The 15,725-nt window shown below is 70.3% G+C and carries 16 protein-coding genes; 5 read left to right on the top strand and 11 right to left on the bottom strand.

Annotated features, from left to right (window positions below; translation table 11 throughout):
- Positions 1 to 194 precede the first annotated feature (194 nt).
- From ACFWMR_RS07050 to ACFWMR_RS07035, 4 genes are all read right to left on the bottom strand, one after another.
- Positions 195 to 1,340 (bottom strand): VanZ family protein, encoded by a 1,146-nt coding sequence (locus ACFWMR_RS07050; protein WP_378377677.1) that lies wholly within the window; start codon positions 1,338 to 1,340, stop codon positions 195 to 197.
- Positions 1,333 to 1,632 (bottom strand): hypothetical protein, encoded by a 300-nt coding sequence (locus ACFWMR_RS07045; protein WP_378377675.1) that lies wholly within the window; start codon positions 1,630 to 1,632, stop codon positions 1,333 to 1,335. Before ACFWMR_RS07045 ends, ACFWMR_RS07050 begins: the two co-directional genes overlap by 8 nt.
- A 96-nt stretch (positions 1,633 to 1,728) precedes the next feature.
- The gene (locus ACFWMR_RS07040) at positions 1,729 to 1,902 is read right to left on the bottom strand and encodes a hypothetical protein (protein WP_378377673.1); all 174 of its coding nucleotides are present in this window, start codon (positions 1,900 to 1,902) and stop codon (positions 1,729 to 1,731) included.
- Positions 1,903 to 1,980: 78 nt separating this feature from the next.
- Positions 1,981 to 2,907: a MurR/RpiR family transcriptional regulator gene (locus ACFWMR_RS07035; RefSeq protein WP_378377671.1), complete on the bottom strand. Its 927-nt coding sequence runs from the start codon at positions 2,905 to 2,907 to the stop codon at positions 1,981 to 1,983.
- A 135-nt stretch (positions 2,908 to 3,042) separates the two neighbouring features.
- Between ACFWMR_RS07035 and ACFWMR_RS07030 the strand changes: the two genes are divergently transcribed.
- The 3 genes from ACFWMR_RS07030 to ACFWMR_RS07020 are packed head-to-tail and all read left to right on the top strand — an operon-like array spanning position 3,043 to position 6,082.
- Entirely contained in the window at positions 3,043 to 4,434 is a 1,392-nt protein-coding gene (locus tag ACFWMR_RS07030; RefSeq protein ID WP_378377669.1) for an MFS transporter, read from the top strand.
- The gene (locus tag ACFWMR_RS07025) at positions 4,431 to 4,871 is read left to right on the top strand and encodes a GAF domain-containing protein (protein ID WP_378377667.1); all 441 of its coding nucleotides are present in this window, start codon (positions 4,431 to 4,433) and stop codon (positions 4,869 to 4,871) included. The genes ACFWMR_RS07030 and ACFWMR_RS07025 overlap by 4 nt, the downstream gene beginning before the upstream one ends.
- Positions 4,868 to 6,082: a metal-dependent hydrolase family protein gene (locus tag ACFWMR_RS07020; RefSeq protein ID WP_378377665.1), complete on the top strand. Its 1,215-nt coding sequence runs from the start codon at positions 4,868 to 4,870 to the stop codon at positions 6,080 to 6,082. Before ACFWMR_RS07025 ends, ACFWMR_RS07020 begins: the two co-directional genes overlap by 4 nt.
- Positions 6,083 to 6,148: 66 nt before the next feature.
- Here the strand turns inward: ACFWMR_RS07020 and ACFWMR_RS07015 are convergent, their stop codons facing one another.
- From ACFWMR_RS07015 to ACFWMR_RS06990, 6 genes are all read right to left on the bottom strand, one after another.
- Positions 6,149 to 7,150, bottom strand: a complete 1,002-nt coding sequence (locus tag ACFWMR_RS07015; protein WP_093934819.1) for a proline racemase family protein — start codon at positions 7,148 to 7,150, stop codon at positions 6,149 to 6,151.
- A complete protein-coding gene (locus ACFWMR_RS07010; RefSeq protein ID WP_378377663.1) occupies positions 7,151 to 8,062 on the bottom strand; it encodes a dihydrodipicolinate synthase family protein in 912 nt (303 codons plus the stop codon).
- The gene (locus tag ACFWMR_RS07005) at positions 8,059 to 9,396 is read right to left on the bottom strand and encodes an FAD/NAD(P)-dependent oxidoreductase (protein ID WP_378377661.1); all 1,338 of its coding nucleotides are present in this window, start codon (positions 9,394 to 9,396) and stop codon (positions 8,059 to 8,061) included. Before ACFWMR_RS07005 ends, ACFWMR_RS07010 begins: the two co-directional genes overlap by 4 nt.
- Positions 9,393 to 9,659 (bottom strand): (2Fe-2S)-binding protein, encoded by a 267-nt coding sequence (locus ACFWMR_RS07000; RefSeq protein WP_378377659.1) that lies wholly within the window; start codon positions 9,657 to 9,659, stop codon positions 9,393 to 9,395. Before ACFWMR_RS07000 ends, ACFWMR_RS07005 begins: the two co-directional genes overlap by 4 nt.
- Positions 9,656 to 10,828 carry an NAD(P)/FAD-dependent oxidoreductase gene (locus ACFWMR_RS06995; RefSeq protein WP_378377657.1) on the bottom strand — a complete coding sequence of 391 codons (1,173 nt, stop codon included), beginning with the start codon at positions 10,826 to 10,828 and terminating at the stop codon, positions 9,656 to 9,658. The genes ACFWMR_RS07000 and ACFWMR_RS06995 overlap by 4 nt, the downstream gene beginning before the upstream one ends.
- A gap of 78 nt (positions 10,829 to 10,906) precedes the next feature.
- Complete coding sequence (locus ACFWMR_RS06990) at positions 10,907 to 11,506, bottom strand: helix-turn-helix domain-containing protein (RefSeq protein WP_378377655.1); 600 nt, start codon at positions 11,504 to 11,506, stop codon at positions 10,907 to 10,909.
- 235 nt (positions 11,507 to 11,741) lie between these two features.
- Here ACFWMR_RS06990 and ACFWMR_RS06985 point away from each other — a divergent pair, with 235 nt between their 5' ends.
- The gene (locus ACFWMR_RS06985; protein WP_378377653.1) at positions 11,742 to 12,875 is read left to right on the top strand and encodes a metalloprotease; all 1,134 of its coding nucleotides are present in this window, start codon (positions 11,742 to 11,744) and stop codon (positions 12,873 to 12,875) included.
- A 43-nt stretch (positions 12,876 to 12,918) separates the two neighbouring features.
- Here ACFWMR_RS06985 and ACFWMR_RS06980 read toward each other — a convergent pair whose 3' ends face one another.
- A complete protein-coding gene (locus tag ACFWMR_RS06980) occupies positions 12,919 to 14,334 on the bottom strand; it encodes an aminopeptidase P family protein (RefSeq protein ID WP_378377651.1) in 1,416 nt (471 codons plus the stop codon).
- 90 nt (positions 14,335 to 14,424) lie between these two features.
- Here ACFWMR_RS06980 and ACFWMR_RS06975 point away from each other — a divergent pair, with 90 nt between their 5' ends.
- A complete protein-coding gene (locus tag ACFWMR_RS06975; RefSeq protein WP_378276610.1) occupies positions 14,425 to 15,411 on the top strand; it encodes a LysR family transcriptional regulator in 987 nt (328 codons plus the stop codon).
- Positions 15,412 to 15,725: the final 314 nt, after the last annotated feature.

Raw genomic sequence — 15,725 nt, 5'->3', positions numbered from 1 at the left:
AAATCGCCTCGGCAAGGTTTCTCTTGAACCGTTCGGCACAGGTGTCCTGCCAGGTGGCAAGTCCGTGAAGGCCTCCTTGAGGTGAAGGGAGCTTTCCCCTCATCACACGCGCGGAAAGTCCCCTTCACCACAGGCCTTGCGGTCCCCGAGGCCGGCACCCAGCGACCCCCGAACACGCCAACCGGCCTTACCCCTCAAGAACGTCGGCCATCCCCGTCCTGACCGGCACCACTGTGCACGTCGACGGAGGCGGACGGCTTCTCCGAGACGTCGATCGCGCGCGCGTCGACCATCCGCAGCCCGGCGACGAGCCCGGACAGTCCTTTGTGGCCTTGCGGCCGGATCGCGAGGATGCCGCTGACGAAGAACAACAGGTTCGCCAGCGGCTCGAACCCGCCGTTCACCACCGATGCCAGGGTGAGCAGGGTGAAATAGCCGCCGGAGCCGGTCAAGAACCGCACGATCATCCGCCACAGTGCGGGTTTCCCGCCGTCCGGTCCGGCGGGGCGCAGCAGGACGACCCGCTGGCCGAAGCTGGCGCCGTTGCCCGCGACAGGGATGACGAAGAGGAGGAGCAGAGCCGGCAACAGGGTGCCGATCAGCGCGGTGACCACGGTGTTCGGTTCGCCCGCCAGCAAGGTCGTCACGATCCCGACGGTCGTGCCGAGCAGGACGACCGAGACGACGTCGACGGCCATCCCGAGCAGACGGCGGCGCGCGGTGACCGGCCGGGGCGCTCCCGGCGGCGCGGACGGCTCGTTCCCCGGCAGCAACCGCAGCAAGGGGGCGAGTCCGAAGCCGACGGCGGCGCCGAGGGTGTTCATCAGCAGGTCGTCGACGTCGGCCAGCCGGTACGGGCACTCGAACAGGAACCAGACGCCGGTGAGCTGGGTGACTTCGATGAACAGCGAGACCGCGAACCCGATGACGACGGTGGTGAGGAAACCCCGGCGGAAGAGGTGGCGGACGAACATGCCCAGTGGCACGAAGAGCGCGATGTTGAACACCGCCTGCTGGACGGCGGGATTGCGCAGGAACGCCCGGAGACCGGCCCCGGCCTGTTCGCGGTGGATGTCGGCGACGAACTGGAACGGGCGCGGTTGCAGGTGACTGGACGCGTGCCCGGCGCACCACGACGCCGTCGTCTCCGGAATGGGCAGGAGCGTGTACGTCCACAAGGACATGACGTAGATCAGGAAACCGAAGACCAGCAGAACCCGCCAGAACCCGAGTTCACCGCGTCGCCGGTAGCTCGCGGCGACATACGGGACGGCCAGGAGGCCCGCGAGCACGAAACCCGCGAACACCGCGATGACCGCGGAGATGGTCGGATCAGTCACTCGCGGAAGCTAACAACGCTCGCTCCGGAGCACCCGTTACGCCACCTGGCCGGGTGACGGTGTCGGCCAGGGCTCGCTGATGCGCGAGAGCGGCGATGGCGAAAGTCAGATGGACGACGACCCAGTTCCGGTCCTCGCGGTGAACCTGTTGCAGGAGGTCGAGAGTGGCGTCGCCCGGAGCGCGGCCCTGACGGCAGGCGTCGATGTACGCCTGGGCCAGGTCGTCGACGTTCCTCCGGAATTCCGCGAAGGCGTCGGCGGGTTGGGCGTTGCTGCAGAGATCCACGGTCACGTCACTCAGCGTTCCATAACGCGACACAAAGTTACGACTTGACAGGTTCGGAATCACTCACGTGAGGTAGCCCCACGCGACGATCTGTGCTCTGCGTCACGCCGAAGCGAGTCCGGCGGGCACCCGGTGTTCCCGTTCGGCCGCTTTGGCGGCCTTGGCCTGACGGGTGACCGGGAAGCGCTGGTCGAGTTCGACCAGCAGCGGGGTCGCCGCCATCAGCACCAGCAGTGCGAACCCGGCGTAAGCGCCCAAAGTCGCGAAGATCGTCATGTCTGCCTCCTCGTCCCGAGCCACCTGTTCTGGCGGCCTGGAACCAGGATCACCCGCCGACCGGGTGCGCCGGATCGGTCATCCGGCGGAGACACCTCGACCGGTCGGCCGTTTCGGGACCGACCGTTCAGCCGACCCGGGACGGCGATGCAGCAGATCAAACCGCGACCACATGGCCTCGGCTGCTTCGATGGATTCCCCGGTACGGACCGGATCGACGGCGGCGAGCTGCGCGACGATCGCCTGGACCAGGCTCATACCCGCGGTCAGCGACGGGAAGAAGGTCACGCCCTCGGCCGGCACCATCAGCACCTGTTCGACGGCGCCCGCGAGCGCGGGACTGGCGGCGTCGGTGATGGCGAAGGCGCGGGCTCCCCTGGCTTTGGCCTCGTTCGCCGCGAGCACGGTGCTTTCGTACAGCCGCCAGAAACTGATCGCGATGAGCACGTCTTCGGCGGAGAGTTTCGCCGTGGCGTTGGCGAGTTCCGCGTCCCCGGCGGTGATCGCGTGGACGTCGTAACCGGCGAGCCGGGCGTTGTGCGCGAAGGCGATCCCGACGGCGGCGTAACTGCCGTCGGCGATGACGAGCGTCCGGCGCGCGGCGGCGACAGCCTCCGCGACGTTGCGGATCTCGTCCTCGGCGAACCGCCGGTTGAGCAGGGCGAGGCTGTCGAGGTCACGGCGCAGCGACGCCGATCCGGGAGAGTCGACGTCCCGGTGTTCCTCGGCCACCTGCGGCGCGCTCAGCGACGACATGTACCGCGCCCGCAATTCCTGTTGCAGCGCGGGCCAACCGGCGAACCCGAGCGCCTGCGCGGTGCGGGTGACCGTGGCGACGTTGACCCCGGCGAGCTGGGCGAGCTCGGCCGTCGAGCCGAACGACGCCCGCCGCGGTTGCGAGACCAGCACTTCGAGCACCGCGGCCGACTTCGGCCGCAGGCCGCGTTCCGGCGTCCGTTCCCGAAGCCACGCCTCGAATCCGTCGTCGATTCCCGTCTCTGTCACGCACGCCCTCCCTCGACCGCGTCACGGTAACGCATCGTGCCCATCGGACCACTTGCAACAACCATTGCAGTTTTGCCGAAACGCAGTATACGTTGTGCGCACTCCTCGTCGCCCGAACCACGGAAGGCGTTCCCCATGACGCTTCTGGCACGACTGGACCGGCTCCCGCTGAGCCGTCCCCATTACAAACTCCTGCTCATCGGCGGGCTCGGCTACACCTTCGACGGCATGGACTCCGCCGTGGTCGCCTTCCTCCTGCCGAGCGCGAAAGCGGCCTGGGGCCTCGACAACGGGCAGCTCGGGCTGATCGGTTCGGCGACGCCGTTCGGCTTCCTCTTCGGCGCGATCGCCGCCGGTCTGCTGGGCGACCGCATCGGCCGCAAGAAGGTCATGATGTACGCGCTGGCCTTCTACGCGGTGTTCTCCGTCCTCGCCGCCTTCTCCCCCAACTACGAGATCTTCCTGGGCGCCCGGGTGCTGGCCGGGGCGGGCGCGGGCGCCGAAAGCGCGATCATCGCGCCGTTCCTGTCGGAGTTCGTCCCGGCCAAACGCCGCGGCTGGTTCGTCGGCGCGCTCGCCGGGTTCTTCTCGTTCGGGTTCGTCATGGCTGCGCTCATCGGACGGTTCGTAGTCCCGACGGTGCCGGAGGGCTGGCGGGTCGCGCAGCTCATCACCGCTCTGCCGATCGTCATGCTGCTGTGGTGGCGCCGTTCGCTGCCGGAGTCGCCGAGGTTCCTGGTCGCGAACGGACGGCACGCCGAGGCCGAGAAGATCGTCTCGAAACTGGAGCGGGACGTCGAAAAGGCGACCGGGCAGACACTCCCGGCCGTCCCCGAGGCCGAAGCCCAGCCCGCGACCGAAACCCCCAAGGTCAACCTCTTCAGCGCGCTGAAGTTCCTGTGGAGCCCCGCGATGGCGCGCCGCACCGCGGTGATCTGGACCGTGTGGTTCGTGATCACGTTCTCCTACTACGGTTTCTTCTCCTGGATCCCGACGCTGCTCGTCGAACGCGGCATCACCGTGACCAAGAGCTTCGAGTTCTCGATCATCATCTATCTGGCGCAGATCCCCGGGTACTTCTCCGCGGCCTGGCTTTCGGAACGGCTCGACCGCAAGCACACCATCGCGCTGTACCTCGCGGGTTCGGCGGTGAGCGCGTTCTGGCTGAGCCAGATGGACGCGCCGTGGTCGATCACCCTCGCCGGGGCGGTGCTGTCGTTCTTCCTCAACGGCACCTACGCCGGCGTGTACTCCTACACCCCCGAGGTGTTCCCGACCTGGATCCGCGCCAGCGGGACCGGGCTGTCCAGCGCGTTCGGCCGCGTCGGCAGCATCCTGGCCCCGACGATCATCGGCCTCTCGGCGGCGAGCCTCGGCTTCGCCGGCGTCTTCGGCCTGACCACCGCCGTCCTGGCGGCCGGGGTGGTGTGCGTGGTCGTGTTCGGCCTGTCCACCGCCGGCCGTTCCCTGGAAGAACTGACCGAACACGGCAAGCCCGTGGAGACCGCGAAGGAGATGACGAAGTGACCGTGTCACTGTCCACCGTGGAGGACAAGACCCGGGCCACCATCGGCGTACGGCTGTTCACCGTGCTGGCCTGGGTGCCCGAACGGCGAGCGCTGCGGCGGGTGCACAGCAGCCACCCGGCGGAGTACCCGGTCGGTGGCGAGAAGACCGTCGAGGTGGCGGCGGGCTGGCTGGAGCGGTGCATCACCGGGCAGGAACCCTATTTCGGCCCGGACAGCGCGGCCGTGCGGGAAATCTTCGCCGACCACGAGCTCATCGACAGGCTCGGCTGCGGCGCGGTGATCAACGTGCCGGTGGTGGACGACGGCCGCACCCTCGGTGTCCTCAACATCCTCGACGCCGAAGGCCGCTACGACGACGATTCCGTCGCGGCGGCCCGATCTCTGGCACCGTTGGCGGTCCCGGCCCTGCGCGAACTCCTGGAGGAAACCCGATGACCGGATCGCTGCTGCTGCGCAACGCCCGTCTGCTCGACCCGCTCAAGGGCGAGTACACCGAGGGGGACCTCCGGTGCGCCGACGGCCGGATCGTCGAGATCGGCCCCGGTCTCGGCGCGGACGACGCGCGGACCGAAGACCTGCGCGGCGCGTTCGTGCTGCCCGGTCTCGTCGACGCGCACGTGCACGTGACCGCGTCGACAGCGGATCTGGGCTCGCTCCCCGCGTCGTCGCCGTCTTACGTAACCGCGCACAGCGCCCGCACCATGAGCCGGATGCTGGACCGGGGCTTCACCACGGTCCGGGACGCCTCCGGCGCCGACTACGGCCTCGCCGACGCGCAGGCCGAGGGCCTGTTCCGCGGCCCGCGCCTGCTGTTCTGCGGACGCGCGCTCAGCCAGACCGGCGGGCACGGCGACAGCCGCACCCGCGGCGCCCACGTCAGCGAAGACCATCCGTGCTGCGCGGGTCTCGGCCGGGTCGCCGACGGTGTCGACGCGGTCCGCGCGGCGGCGCGCGACGAACTGCGCAAGGGCGCGCACCACATCAAGGTGATGGCTTCGGGCGGCGTCGCCTCCCCCACCGACCGGATCGACTCGACGCAGTACTCCGCCGAGGAACTGCGCGCGATCGTCGAGGAGGCGGAGTCGGCCAACCGCTACGTCGCGGCGCACGCCTACACCGCCCGCGCGGTGAACCGGGCGCTGGAACTGGGCGTCCGGTCGATCGAGCACGGCAACCTGATCGACGACCTCAGTGTCGAACTGTTCCTCCGGCACGACGCCTACCTCGTGCCCACTCTGGTCACGTACTGGGCGCTGAAGGAGGAAGGGCGCGAGCACGGGCTGCCCGAATCCAGCTGGCGCAAGGTCGACGAGGTCCTCGGGGCGGGCTTGGCCGCTTTGGAGCGAGCCGCCCGCGGCGGCGTGAAGCTGGTGTACGGCACCGACCTGCTCGGCGGGATGCACCGGCACCAGAACCACGAGTTCCGGCTGCGCGGCGAGGTCCAGTCACCGCTGGAGGTCGTCCGCTCCGCGACGTCGACGGCGGCGGACCTGCTGAACCTGACCGGCGAGATCGGCACCCTGGACCCCGGCGCGCACGCGGATCTGCTCGTCGTGGACCGGGACCCGCTGGAAGACATCGGCGTCCTCGCCGAGCCGGAGAAGTTCCGGCACGTCATCCAGGCCGGGACCGTGGTCTCCGCCTGACGCGTTTCGTCCTCTGAATGCGGTACTTGCGCGTGCAAGGATCGCATTCAGAGGACGAAACGCGGGTCAGAGGACGAAGCCGGCGGGGAACGGGTCGTCCGGGTCCAGTAGATAGGTGGCGTTGCCGGTGATCCACGCGCGACCGGAGAATTCCGGCACCACGGCGGGAACCCCGCCGACGGTGGTCTCGGCGACCAGTTCGCCGGTGAACGTGGTCCCGATGAACGAGCTGTTCTCGAACGGCGTGTGCAGCGGCAGCTCCCCGCGGGCGTGCAGCTGGGCCATCCGGGCCGAGGTGCCGGTGCCGCACGGCGACCGGTCGAACCAGCCGGGGTGGATCGCCATCGCGTTCCGCGAGGTACGGGCGTCCGAACCCGGGGCGAGGAACTGGACGTGTTTGCAGCCGCCGATCAGCGGGTCGGCCGGATGCTTCGGCGGGCGCTGGTCGTTGATCGCCGCCATGATGTCCAGCCCCGTTGAAAGGATCCGGTCCTTCTCCGCCCGATCGAACGGGATGTCCACTTGGGACAGTTCGAGGATGGCGTAGAAGTTGCCGCCGTAGGCCAGGTCGTAGCGCACCTCGCCGAGCCCCGGCACCTCGACGACGGCGTCGCGTTCGGCGAGAAACGACGCGACGTTGCGGAGCTTGACGCGTTCCGCCCGGCCGTCCCGGACGTCGACCTCGGCGTGCACGAGCCCGGCCGGGGTGTCCAGGCGCACCACGGTCTTCGGTTCGGTCACCTCGACCATGCCGGTCTCCACCAGTACGGTCGCGACGCCGATCGTGCCGTGCCCGCACATCGGCAGGCAGCCCGACACCTCGATGTACACCACGCCCCAGTCGGCGTCCGGGCGCGTCGGTGGCTGCAGGATCGCGCCGCTCATCGCGGAGTGCCCGCGCGGCTCGTTCATCAGGAACCGCCGCAGGTGGTCCAGATGCTCCATGAAGTACCGGCGGCGTTCCGCCATGGTGTCACCGGGGATGACGCCGACCCCGCCGGTCACCACCCGCGTCGGCATGCCCTCGGTATGCGAGTCGACGGCGGTGATCGACCGGATCGACCTCATCTACTCCACCCCCGGCGAGGCGAGAGCGCGGCGCATGTCGGCGGTGACCCGCTCATGGTGTTCGCTGGTCAGCGGCCCCCGGGGCGGACGGCACGGACCGCCGTAGCGGCCGACGAGGTCCATCCCGAGCTTGATCGCCTGGACGAACTCGGTGCGCGAGTCCCAGCGGAACGCGGCCACCAGTGGTTCGTAGAGCGCCCTGGCCTCGTCGAGCTTGCCGGATCGCGCCAGTTCGAACAGGCGCACCGACTCGGCGGGGAACACGTTGGGGAAGCCGGCGAACCAGCCCGTCGCGCCCATCAGCAGGCTTTCCAGCACGACGTCGTCGGCACCGCTGATCACGTCGAGACGCGGTGCCTGCTCGCGGATCTCCAGCACCCGCCGGACGTCACCGGAGAACTCCTTGACCGCGACCACGTTGTCGATCTCCGCGATTTCGGCCAGCAAGGCGGGCGTGAGGTCGACCTTGGTGTCGATCGGGTTGTTGTAGACCATCACCGGCAGGCCGACCGACGCCACCGCCTCGAAGTGCGCGAGCACCTCGCCGCGGTTCGCGCGGTACATCGTGGGCGGCAGGCAGAGCAGGCCGCCGGCGCCGTCCTCGGCCGCGACCTCCGCCCAGTGCCTGGCCTGATGCGATCCGGGACCGTGCACACCGACGACGACGATCCCGTCCGCGCCGACGGTCTCGATCGCGGTGCGGGCGACGCGGCGGCGTTCCTCGTCGGTCAGCGACGAGTACTCGCCGAGGGAACCGTTCGGGCCGACACCCCGGCAGCCGTTGTCGATCAGCCAGCGGCAGTGCGCGGCGTAGGCGTCGTAGTCCACGGCCAGCCCGGCGGGCGCCTTCTCGTCCGCCCGGTACGGGAGGGCGGTCGCGACGACGACGCCACCGAGATCGCGGGTGCTCATTCAGGTTCTCCTTCGGTTCGGGCGGCGAGCTCGCCGAGCCGGATCGGCTGGACGACGGGGCGGTGGTGCCGCTCGGTACCACCGCAGAGTTCGGACACGGTAGGGCCGCACATCCGGCCCTGGCATGGGCCGAGGCCTGCCCGGGTACCGAGTTTCAGGGCGTGCGAGCCGGGGCAGGCCGGGTCCCCGGCCGCACGCGTCAATTCGCCGTAAGTCGTTTCCTCGCAACGGCAGACGATCGTTTCTTCCCGCAGCCAGCTTCGCCAGGCCGATCCGATCGGATGAGCCGTGGCGAGGCGTTCGGCGAAGGTGAGGGCGCGGTCGCGCGCACGGATCAACGCCGGAGCCGGCTCTGCCCCGGCGGCGGCGCATCCCGCCACCGCACCCTCCGCCGCGGCGGTGATCGCGCCGCCGATTCCGGTGATCTCACCCGCGGCGAACACACCGTCCACTGTGGTCTGTTGGGTGCGATCGACCCGCACGAACCCACCGTCCAGGACGCAGCCCGCGGCGACGGCCAGCTCCGGCTGCGGGACGAAGCCGTGACCGACGCAGACCGCGTCGACCTCGTGCGTTCGTTCGGTGCCGGGGATGATCGACCAGTCCGCGCGGACCTTCGCGGTCACGACCTCGCGGACCCGGTCCGTGCCGCGTGCTTCGATCACGGCGCGGCCCAGCCGGTACGGGACGCGATGGCGGGCCAGCGTCGCGGCGTAACGCGCCAGCTCCCCCGCCTTGCCGGCGTGGGCGGCCAGACGCCACGGACGCGACGACCATCCTTTTCGGACGGTCGCGAACGGGTTCGCCTCGAGGACCGCGACCACCTCGGCCCCGACACGCAGCAGCGATTCCGCGACCGGCAGCAGGAACGGCCCGGCACCGGCGACGAGGACCCGTTCGCCGATCGCGACCCGCTCCCCCTTCGCCAGCGCTTGCGCCGCGCCCGCGGTGTACACGCCGGGCAATTCCCAGCCGGGGAACGGCAGGGTGCGATCGTGCGCGCCGGTCGCGAGGATCAGCGCGTCGGGAACCAGGGTCAGCCGTCGACGTCCGCCACCGTCGGACTGTCCTCGCAGTAGGTGCAGGCGGCTTTCCACCCGGTCGAAAGCCCAGACGGTGGACCCTGGCCACCACTGGCACCGGGGATGCGCGAGCAGGCGGCGATCGAACCCCTGTCGCCGTGTCGCGTCGGCCCCCAGCGGCATGCGGTGGTACTGGCCGCCGGGCGATTCCGCCTGGTCCAGCACCGTGACGCGGGCACCGGCCCGCAGGGCGTGTTCGAGGGCCGCGAGCCCGGCGGGTCCGGCGCCGACGATCACCACGTGCCGGCTCACGCGTGCTCCTCCCGGGTCTGGGTGCGGATCTCGTCGCCGTCGACGGCCGGACGCCGGCACGCGCGGACGTCGGGCACGTCGTTGACCGTGAGCAGGCAGTCGAAACACGCGCCGATCCCGCAGAACACGCCACGCGGTGCGCCGGACCGTGTGGTGCGCCAAGAGATACGTCCGGCGGCGAGCAGCACGCCCGCCACGCTCTGGCCCACGATCCCGGTCAGCGTTTCGCCGTCGACGGTGATCCGGATCGGCCGGTCGCTCATGCGGCCGCTCCCGCCAGTACCGCCGGACGGTCGACGGTGAACTCGTCGACCGGCATCGCGGGCTCCGTCCCGGTGAGCAGCTCGCGCAGCAACAGCGCGGTGCCGACGCTCAGCCCGATACCGGCGCCTTCGTGCCCGGTGGCGTGCCAGAGGTTGCCCAGCCGCGGATCCTCGCCGAGGACCGGCAGGTGGTCGTCGACGTAGGGCCGGAATCCGCCGTAGGCCCGCATCACCGCGACGTCGGCGAGCGCCGGGAACAACCGCAGGGCCTTGACCGCGATGGCGCTCAGCACGTCCGGGCGGATCGCGTCGTCGAAATCCACCCGGCGGCGTGACGAGCCGATCAGCACGGTGCCGCCCCAGGTCGATTCGACGACGGCGGAGGTCTGCAGTTCGCCCGAATCGGCACCGACCGCGCCGACGTAATCGGCGTCGTAGACCTTGTGCCGGACGACACCGGGCATCGGCGTGGTCACCAGTACCTCGCCCCGGCGCGGGCGGATCGCGATCGGAGCGCCGAGTCGCGCCGACACCTGACCGGCCCACGGACCCGCCGCGTTCACGACGACGTCGGCCTCGATGACCTCGCCGGGCACACGGACGCCGGTGATCCGTCCCTTGTGGACGGACGCGCCGACGACCTCCACGCCGGACCGCAGCCGGGCGCCGTGGCGCAACGCGGATCCCAGCAAAGCCAGCGCCGCGCCTGCGGGCTGGACCTGCGCGTCCTCCGGGTAGTGGAACGCGGCGGCCACCTCGCGGGTCAGCGCGGGTTCGGCTTCGGCGAGTTCCTTGAGGGACAACGGTTCCGCGCGGACGCCGGATTGCGACGTGGCGAACGCCGTGAGAGCCCGGGCGCCGTCGTCCGTGGTGGCGACCACGATGCCACCCTTGGGGTCGTACTCGATCGCCGAAGCTGCGCGCGCGTCCTCGTCGGCGATCTCGGCGACCACCCGGGGCCAGAGCCCTGTCGACAGCTTCGCGAGTTCGAGCTCGGGGCCGGGTCCCTTGTCGGAGACGAGGATGTTGCCCTCGCCGTGCGAGGTGGTTCCCCCGGCGGGACGACCGCGATCCACGACCACGACGTCGAAGCCCGCCCGGCTCAGCTCACGGGCGCACGCGGCGCCGACGATACCGGCGCCGAGTACCACCACGCGCGTTCGGTTCATCGACCCTCCAGCGTTCGGTAAAGCGAACGATCGGAGGGTAGGTTCCGCCCCGGAGAAGTGTCAATACCTCGGGAGCGGTCAGCCCTTCAGTACCGGATGCGGCCTGCCGTCGAGCCGCTCGTCGGCGCGGTACTGCAAGAGCAGGACCGAGTGCACCGGCCCCTCCGGAGCGGTGTAGCAATGCGGCTCACGGGCGTCGAAGGCGACGTAGTCCCCCGGGCCGACCTCGACGGTCCGGCCCGCCACCTCGACGCGCAGCGAGCCGGACTGCACGACGGTGTGCTCGACTCCCACGTGCCCCTGCGAGCGCTGCGGCGCGTCACCGCGCACCACCTGGTCGTACACCTCGAAGACACCGTCACCGGTCTCGATCCGCTGCAGCGGCCGAAGGTCGACCCCCTCGCCGCTGAGCACCTCGACGTCGGCGCCGCGCACCACGGTGAGCGCGCCACCGGCCCGATGGTCGAGCAGGTCGGAGATCGCCACCTCCAGCACCCGGGACAAGCTGAAAACGGTCTCGATGGTCGGATTCCCGCCGCCGGACTCCAGTTGCGACAGCGTCGCCTTGCCGATGCCCGACCGCCGCGACAGCTCCGACAGCGAGATCCCCCGCGCCGCCCTGGCCGCCCGCAGGTTGACCGCCAGCATGTCCCGGATCGAGGGCGTCTCGTCCTCCACCGCTTATCCCCTGTCGTTCGTCAGACCGTACGACCGGAGGGCGAATCGTTCGCTTTGCCGATCGAGCTCGCGGACATCATGACACGCCTTCTCCCGGGGAGGGCATAGCCGCGGCCGATGGGCCGGCGCGATGGTGGGCGGCTCCGGCCGCGATGAAACTCGTTCACCAACCGGTGTGTCACCGTCGACACAGGGTCACGGGCGCACCGTCGTTCCCTCCAGCGAGGAGATTCCCGTGCAGCTGATCCGCAGATCCACGGGCCGACGGCTTCGAGCGTTCGGCGCGGTGCTCATCACCACCCTCGGGCTGACCGCCTTCGCGGCCACCACACCGGCGACGGCGGCCGCGAATGCCTGCCTCACCGGCACACTCGCCTTCGACCATCTCGACGCCGAAGCCGGGACGAGCAAACCCGTGCGCACGCAAGTGGCGCGGAACGCGAACTGGGAACTGTGGGGGCGCACCGGCTCCGGCGCGGCGAGCAGACTCGCCGCGGGAATCACCGGCGCGTCCGACGGCCGGTTCACCGCCTGTCACAACGCTTCCCTGGCCGAGGCCTACGTCCGGTTCCGGTCGAGCAGCACCTCGATGTGGCGGGTCGTCAAGGCCGCGAACAACACCACCGACTACACCTTCGACTCGGCCCGCCGCACGAACGTGTCCGGCACCCAGGACCTCGGCACGGTGAAGGTGCCGTCCACGCTGCAGCGCGCTTGGAAAGTGGTGGACACGCTCAACGTCCTCTACTGGAAGCGTGCGAACCCCGTTTCGTCCTGCTGGACCGCCCGGCAGTCCGACGGCCGGTGCGACCAGATCACCTTCGTCTGGGATCCGAAGGTCGCGGACGGCGGCTACTGGGACTACCCGAACACGAACTACGTCTTCCTCGGCGCGACGATGCCGGACTCGAAGCATCTCGTACTCCACGAGGCCGGGCACTGGCTGCAATGGCAGCTCTACGGGCGAGGTTTCCCCGTCGTCGACGACTGCAACCCGCACTACATCCAGAAGCACAGCTCGAAGTCGTGCGCGTGGACCGAAGGGTTCGCCGACGCCGTCGCCGCCTACGCCCTCGGCGACTACCGCTACGTCTACGACAACGGCAACTCCTACAGTTTCCGGAACGACGCTTCGACCCCCGGTTGGGACGCGGGCGACACCGTGCAGGGCCGGGTCGGCTCGTCCCTGCTGGACCTGTGGGCGGCGGACGGGCCGGACGGCGGGAACTGGAACCGCACGATCGCGCTGATGACCCGCGACTTCAGCCAGGACTTCCGCGAGTACTTCACCGAGGACCGGCCCGCCGCCGGGCTGTCCACGACCGGCGCGGCCGAGCGGATCCTCGCCGGGCACACCATCTCGTACTGACGGGGACACCGGAGGGCCGGAACCGTCCCGGCCCTCCGGTGCTTCACCCCCTGGCCGCCCGGACCCAGGCGGTGATCTCGTCGGCGGTCGAGGGGAAGGCACCGGAAAGCAGTTCGTGCCCCGATCCGGTGACCACGACGTTGTCCTCGATGCGGACGCCGAGGCCGCGCAGTTCCGGCGGCACCGTGCGGTCACCGGCGTGGAAGTACAGACCGGGCTCCACCGCCAGCGCCATGCCCTCGGCGAGCGTTCCCTGACGGTAGGCCGTAGGACTCGCGGAGGCGCAGTCGTGGACGTCCAGCCCGAGGAAATGACCGGTCCCGCAGACGATGTACCGCCGGTGCTGCTGCCCGTCCGGCGACAGCGCTTCGTCCACCGACACCGGGAGAAGACCCCAATCGTGCAACCCCGACGCCAGCACTCCCAGCGCCGTCGTCTGGAAGGCGGCGAAGTCCTGCCCCGGCCGCACCTCCGCCAGCGCCGCGAGATGTGCCTTGTACACCAGGTCGTAGACGTCGCGCTGGGCGGTCGTGAACTCCCCGCCGACCGGGAACGTGCGGGTGATGTCCGCCGTGTACAAGGAATCCAGCTCGACTCCCGCGTCGAGCAGCAGGAGGCTGTCCTCGGTCACCTGCCCGTCGCAACGCGTCCAGTGCAGGATCGGCGCGTGCGGCCCGGCCGCCACGATGGAGGCGTAACCGGGGCCGGTGCCCTCGGTGCGGGCGCGCCGGTCGAAAGTGCCCTGCAGCCAGCGTTCACCGCCGCCGCGGACCGCCTCCGGCAACGCGGCCAGCACGTCGGCGAACCCGAGCGCGGTGGCGTCGACGGCGTCGCGCAACTGGCCGATCTCCCAGTCGTCCTTGATCCGGCGCAGGTCCGCGAGAACCGTCCGGAGTCGTTCGCTGTGGCCGAAGCCGTACGCGTCCAGCGCGGGATCGACCCCGGCACCGACCAGGAAGCTCGGATTACGCCCGCGCAAGCCGTGCGGGAGGTCCTCCAGCGGGCGGCACTCGATGCCGAGCGTTTCTCCGTACGCGGCGGGCCCGGCGGCGGTGCCGACCCACAGCGGGCTGGTGTCGGCGTCGCCCACGAAGTCGGGCTCGTCCGGCTCGGCCGGGCGCGGGACGTACAGCGTGGCGTGGTGGCTGTCCCCCGCCGGAGTCAGCACCAGGATCGCGCCCTCGCGCTGGCAGCCGGTGAGCCAGGCGAAGTCGCTGTCGGCGCGGAAGCCGTGGTAGGTGTCGTTGGACCGCACGACGGCCCGTCCGGCGGCGAGCGCGATCCGCTGACCGGGCAGTTCCGCCGACAGTCTGCCGCGATGCGCGGCGGCGGCCTCGGCGGTCCCGGCCGGCACGTCGACGGTGGTGTCGGCGGGCTCCCAGTCGTCGCTGATCCAGTTCCGGAACCCTTTGGCGGCCAGCAGCGCGCGCAGATCCGGCCGGGTTCGGTCGCCGGTCATCGGCTCCCCCTTCAGGTAGACACGGTCGTGGTCGCACCTTCACACCGCGAACGGCCGGGACGTAATGACCGGCGGCGATAGACTCCGCCTATGGCCCTGGAGATCCGGCACCTGCGGGCGATCTGCGCCATCGCCGAGGCGGGCAGCCTCTCGCAGGCGGCCGCCGCGCTGGGCATGTCACAGCCGTCGCTGACCTCGCTGCTACAGCGGCTCGAACGGCAGATCGGCGCGCCGCTGTTCGTCCGCAGCCACACGGGTGTGACGCCGACTCCGTTCGGCGAGCAGACGCTGCGCCGCGCGCTGACCCTGCTCGTGGAATTCGACCGGTTCGAAAGCGATCTCCTCGGCGCGCTGGGCGACGGCCCGGTCCGGCTGGGATCGTCCCAAATGGACTGTCTGCCGACCTTCGTCGAGCAACTGGACGACGCGCTGCCGGGCCTGGACGTGACCGTCCACCTGGAACCGTCGAGCGCGGTGCTGGCGCAGGCGCTGGCCCGCGCGACCCTCGACATCGCCGTCATCGCCATGTCCGACGACCAGGAAGTGCCGCTGGCGAAGCATTTGGGGCATCGGGTGCTGTTCTCGTGGGTGCCGGTCTTCATCGGCCTTCCCGCCCGGCACCGGCTCGCCGACGGCTTCGAGGTCGACCTCGCCGAGCTCGCGGACGAAGCGTGGATCGGACCGCCGGGCCCCGAAGACGGCTCGCTGACGTCACTGCGCGCGGCGACGCATCGCGCCGGATTCACCCCGCGGATCCGCTTCGAATGCCCCAACGGCGGCGGGCGGACCCTGATCGCCGCGGGACAGGCGGTCCAGCTCGTGGAACCCACCGCACCGGAGCTGCCGGGCATGGTCGTCCGGCCGCTCAAGGGCGACCCCATGCGGATGCGGCTGGTACTGGCGTGGCGCAAGGAGCGGCTGACGTGGGACCAGGCGGAGAATGTGTACCGCGCGATGATGACGTCCTACACGCGGCACGCGATGGCGTCCACCCCGTTCCGGACCTGGTGGGAGCGGAGGCGGAGTTCCCGGTCCGGCGACGGGCTGGTGGACTTCTTCCGGGTGGCCGGTTCTTGAGGCCCGGAGGGCCTTCGGCGCGGAGCCGGTCAGGGTCGCGGCAAAGTCGCCTCTGCGCTGGTCAAGGAGGTTGCGAGAGTGGCTTTCGCGACGCGGCGCGCTGAGTCCCTTGATTACCCCCTGGCCGCCGGACCGGCGCGATCCCCGACATCACTCACGCACAGAGCGGCCCAGGCGGTCGTGAGTGGCGTTTCGGGTTAGAGCGGACCGGTATTTACCTACCTGCGCCTGAAACTGGGCGTGAGTGGTGGTTCCGCGGCTGACAGGGCGTGACGATGTAGGAATTGGGACGTTGAACGTCCCAATTCCTACAT

Source organism: Amycolatopsis thailandensis, assembly GCF_042723255.1.
Taxonomy (GTDB): domain Bacteria; phylum Actinomycetota; class Actinomycetes; order Mycobacteriales; family Pseudonocardiaceae; genus Amycolatopsis; species Amycolatopsis thailandensis.
This window is presented reverse-complemented; position numbering and strand designations above follow the sequence as displayed.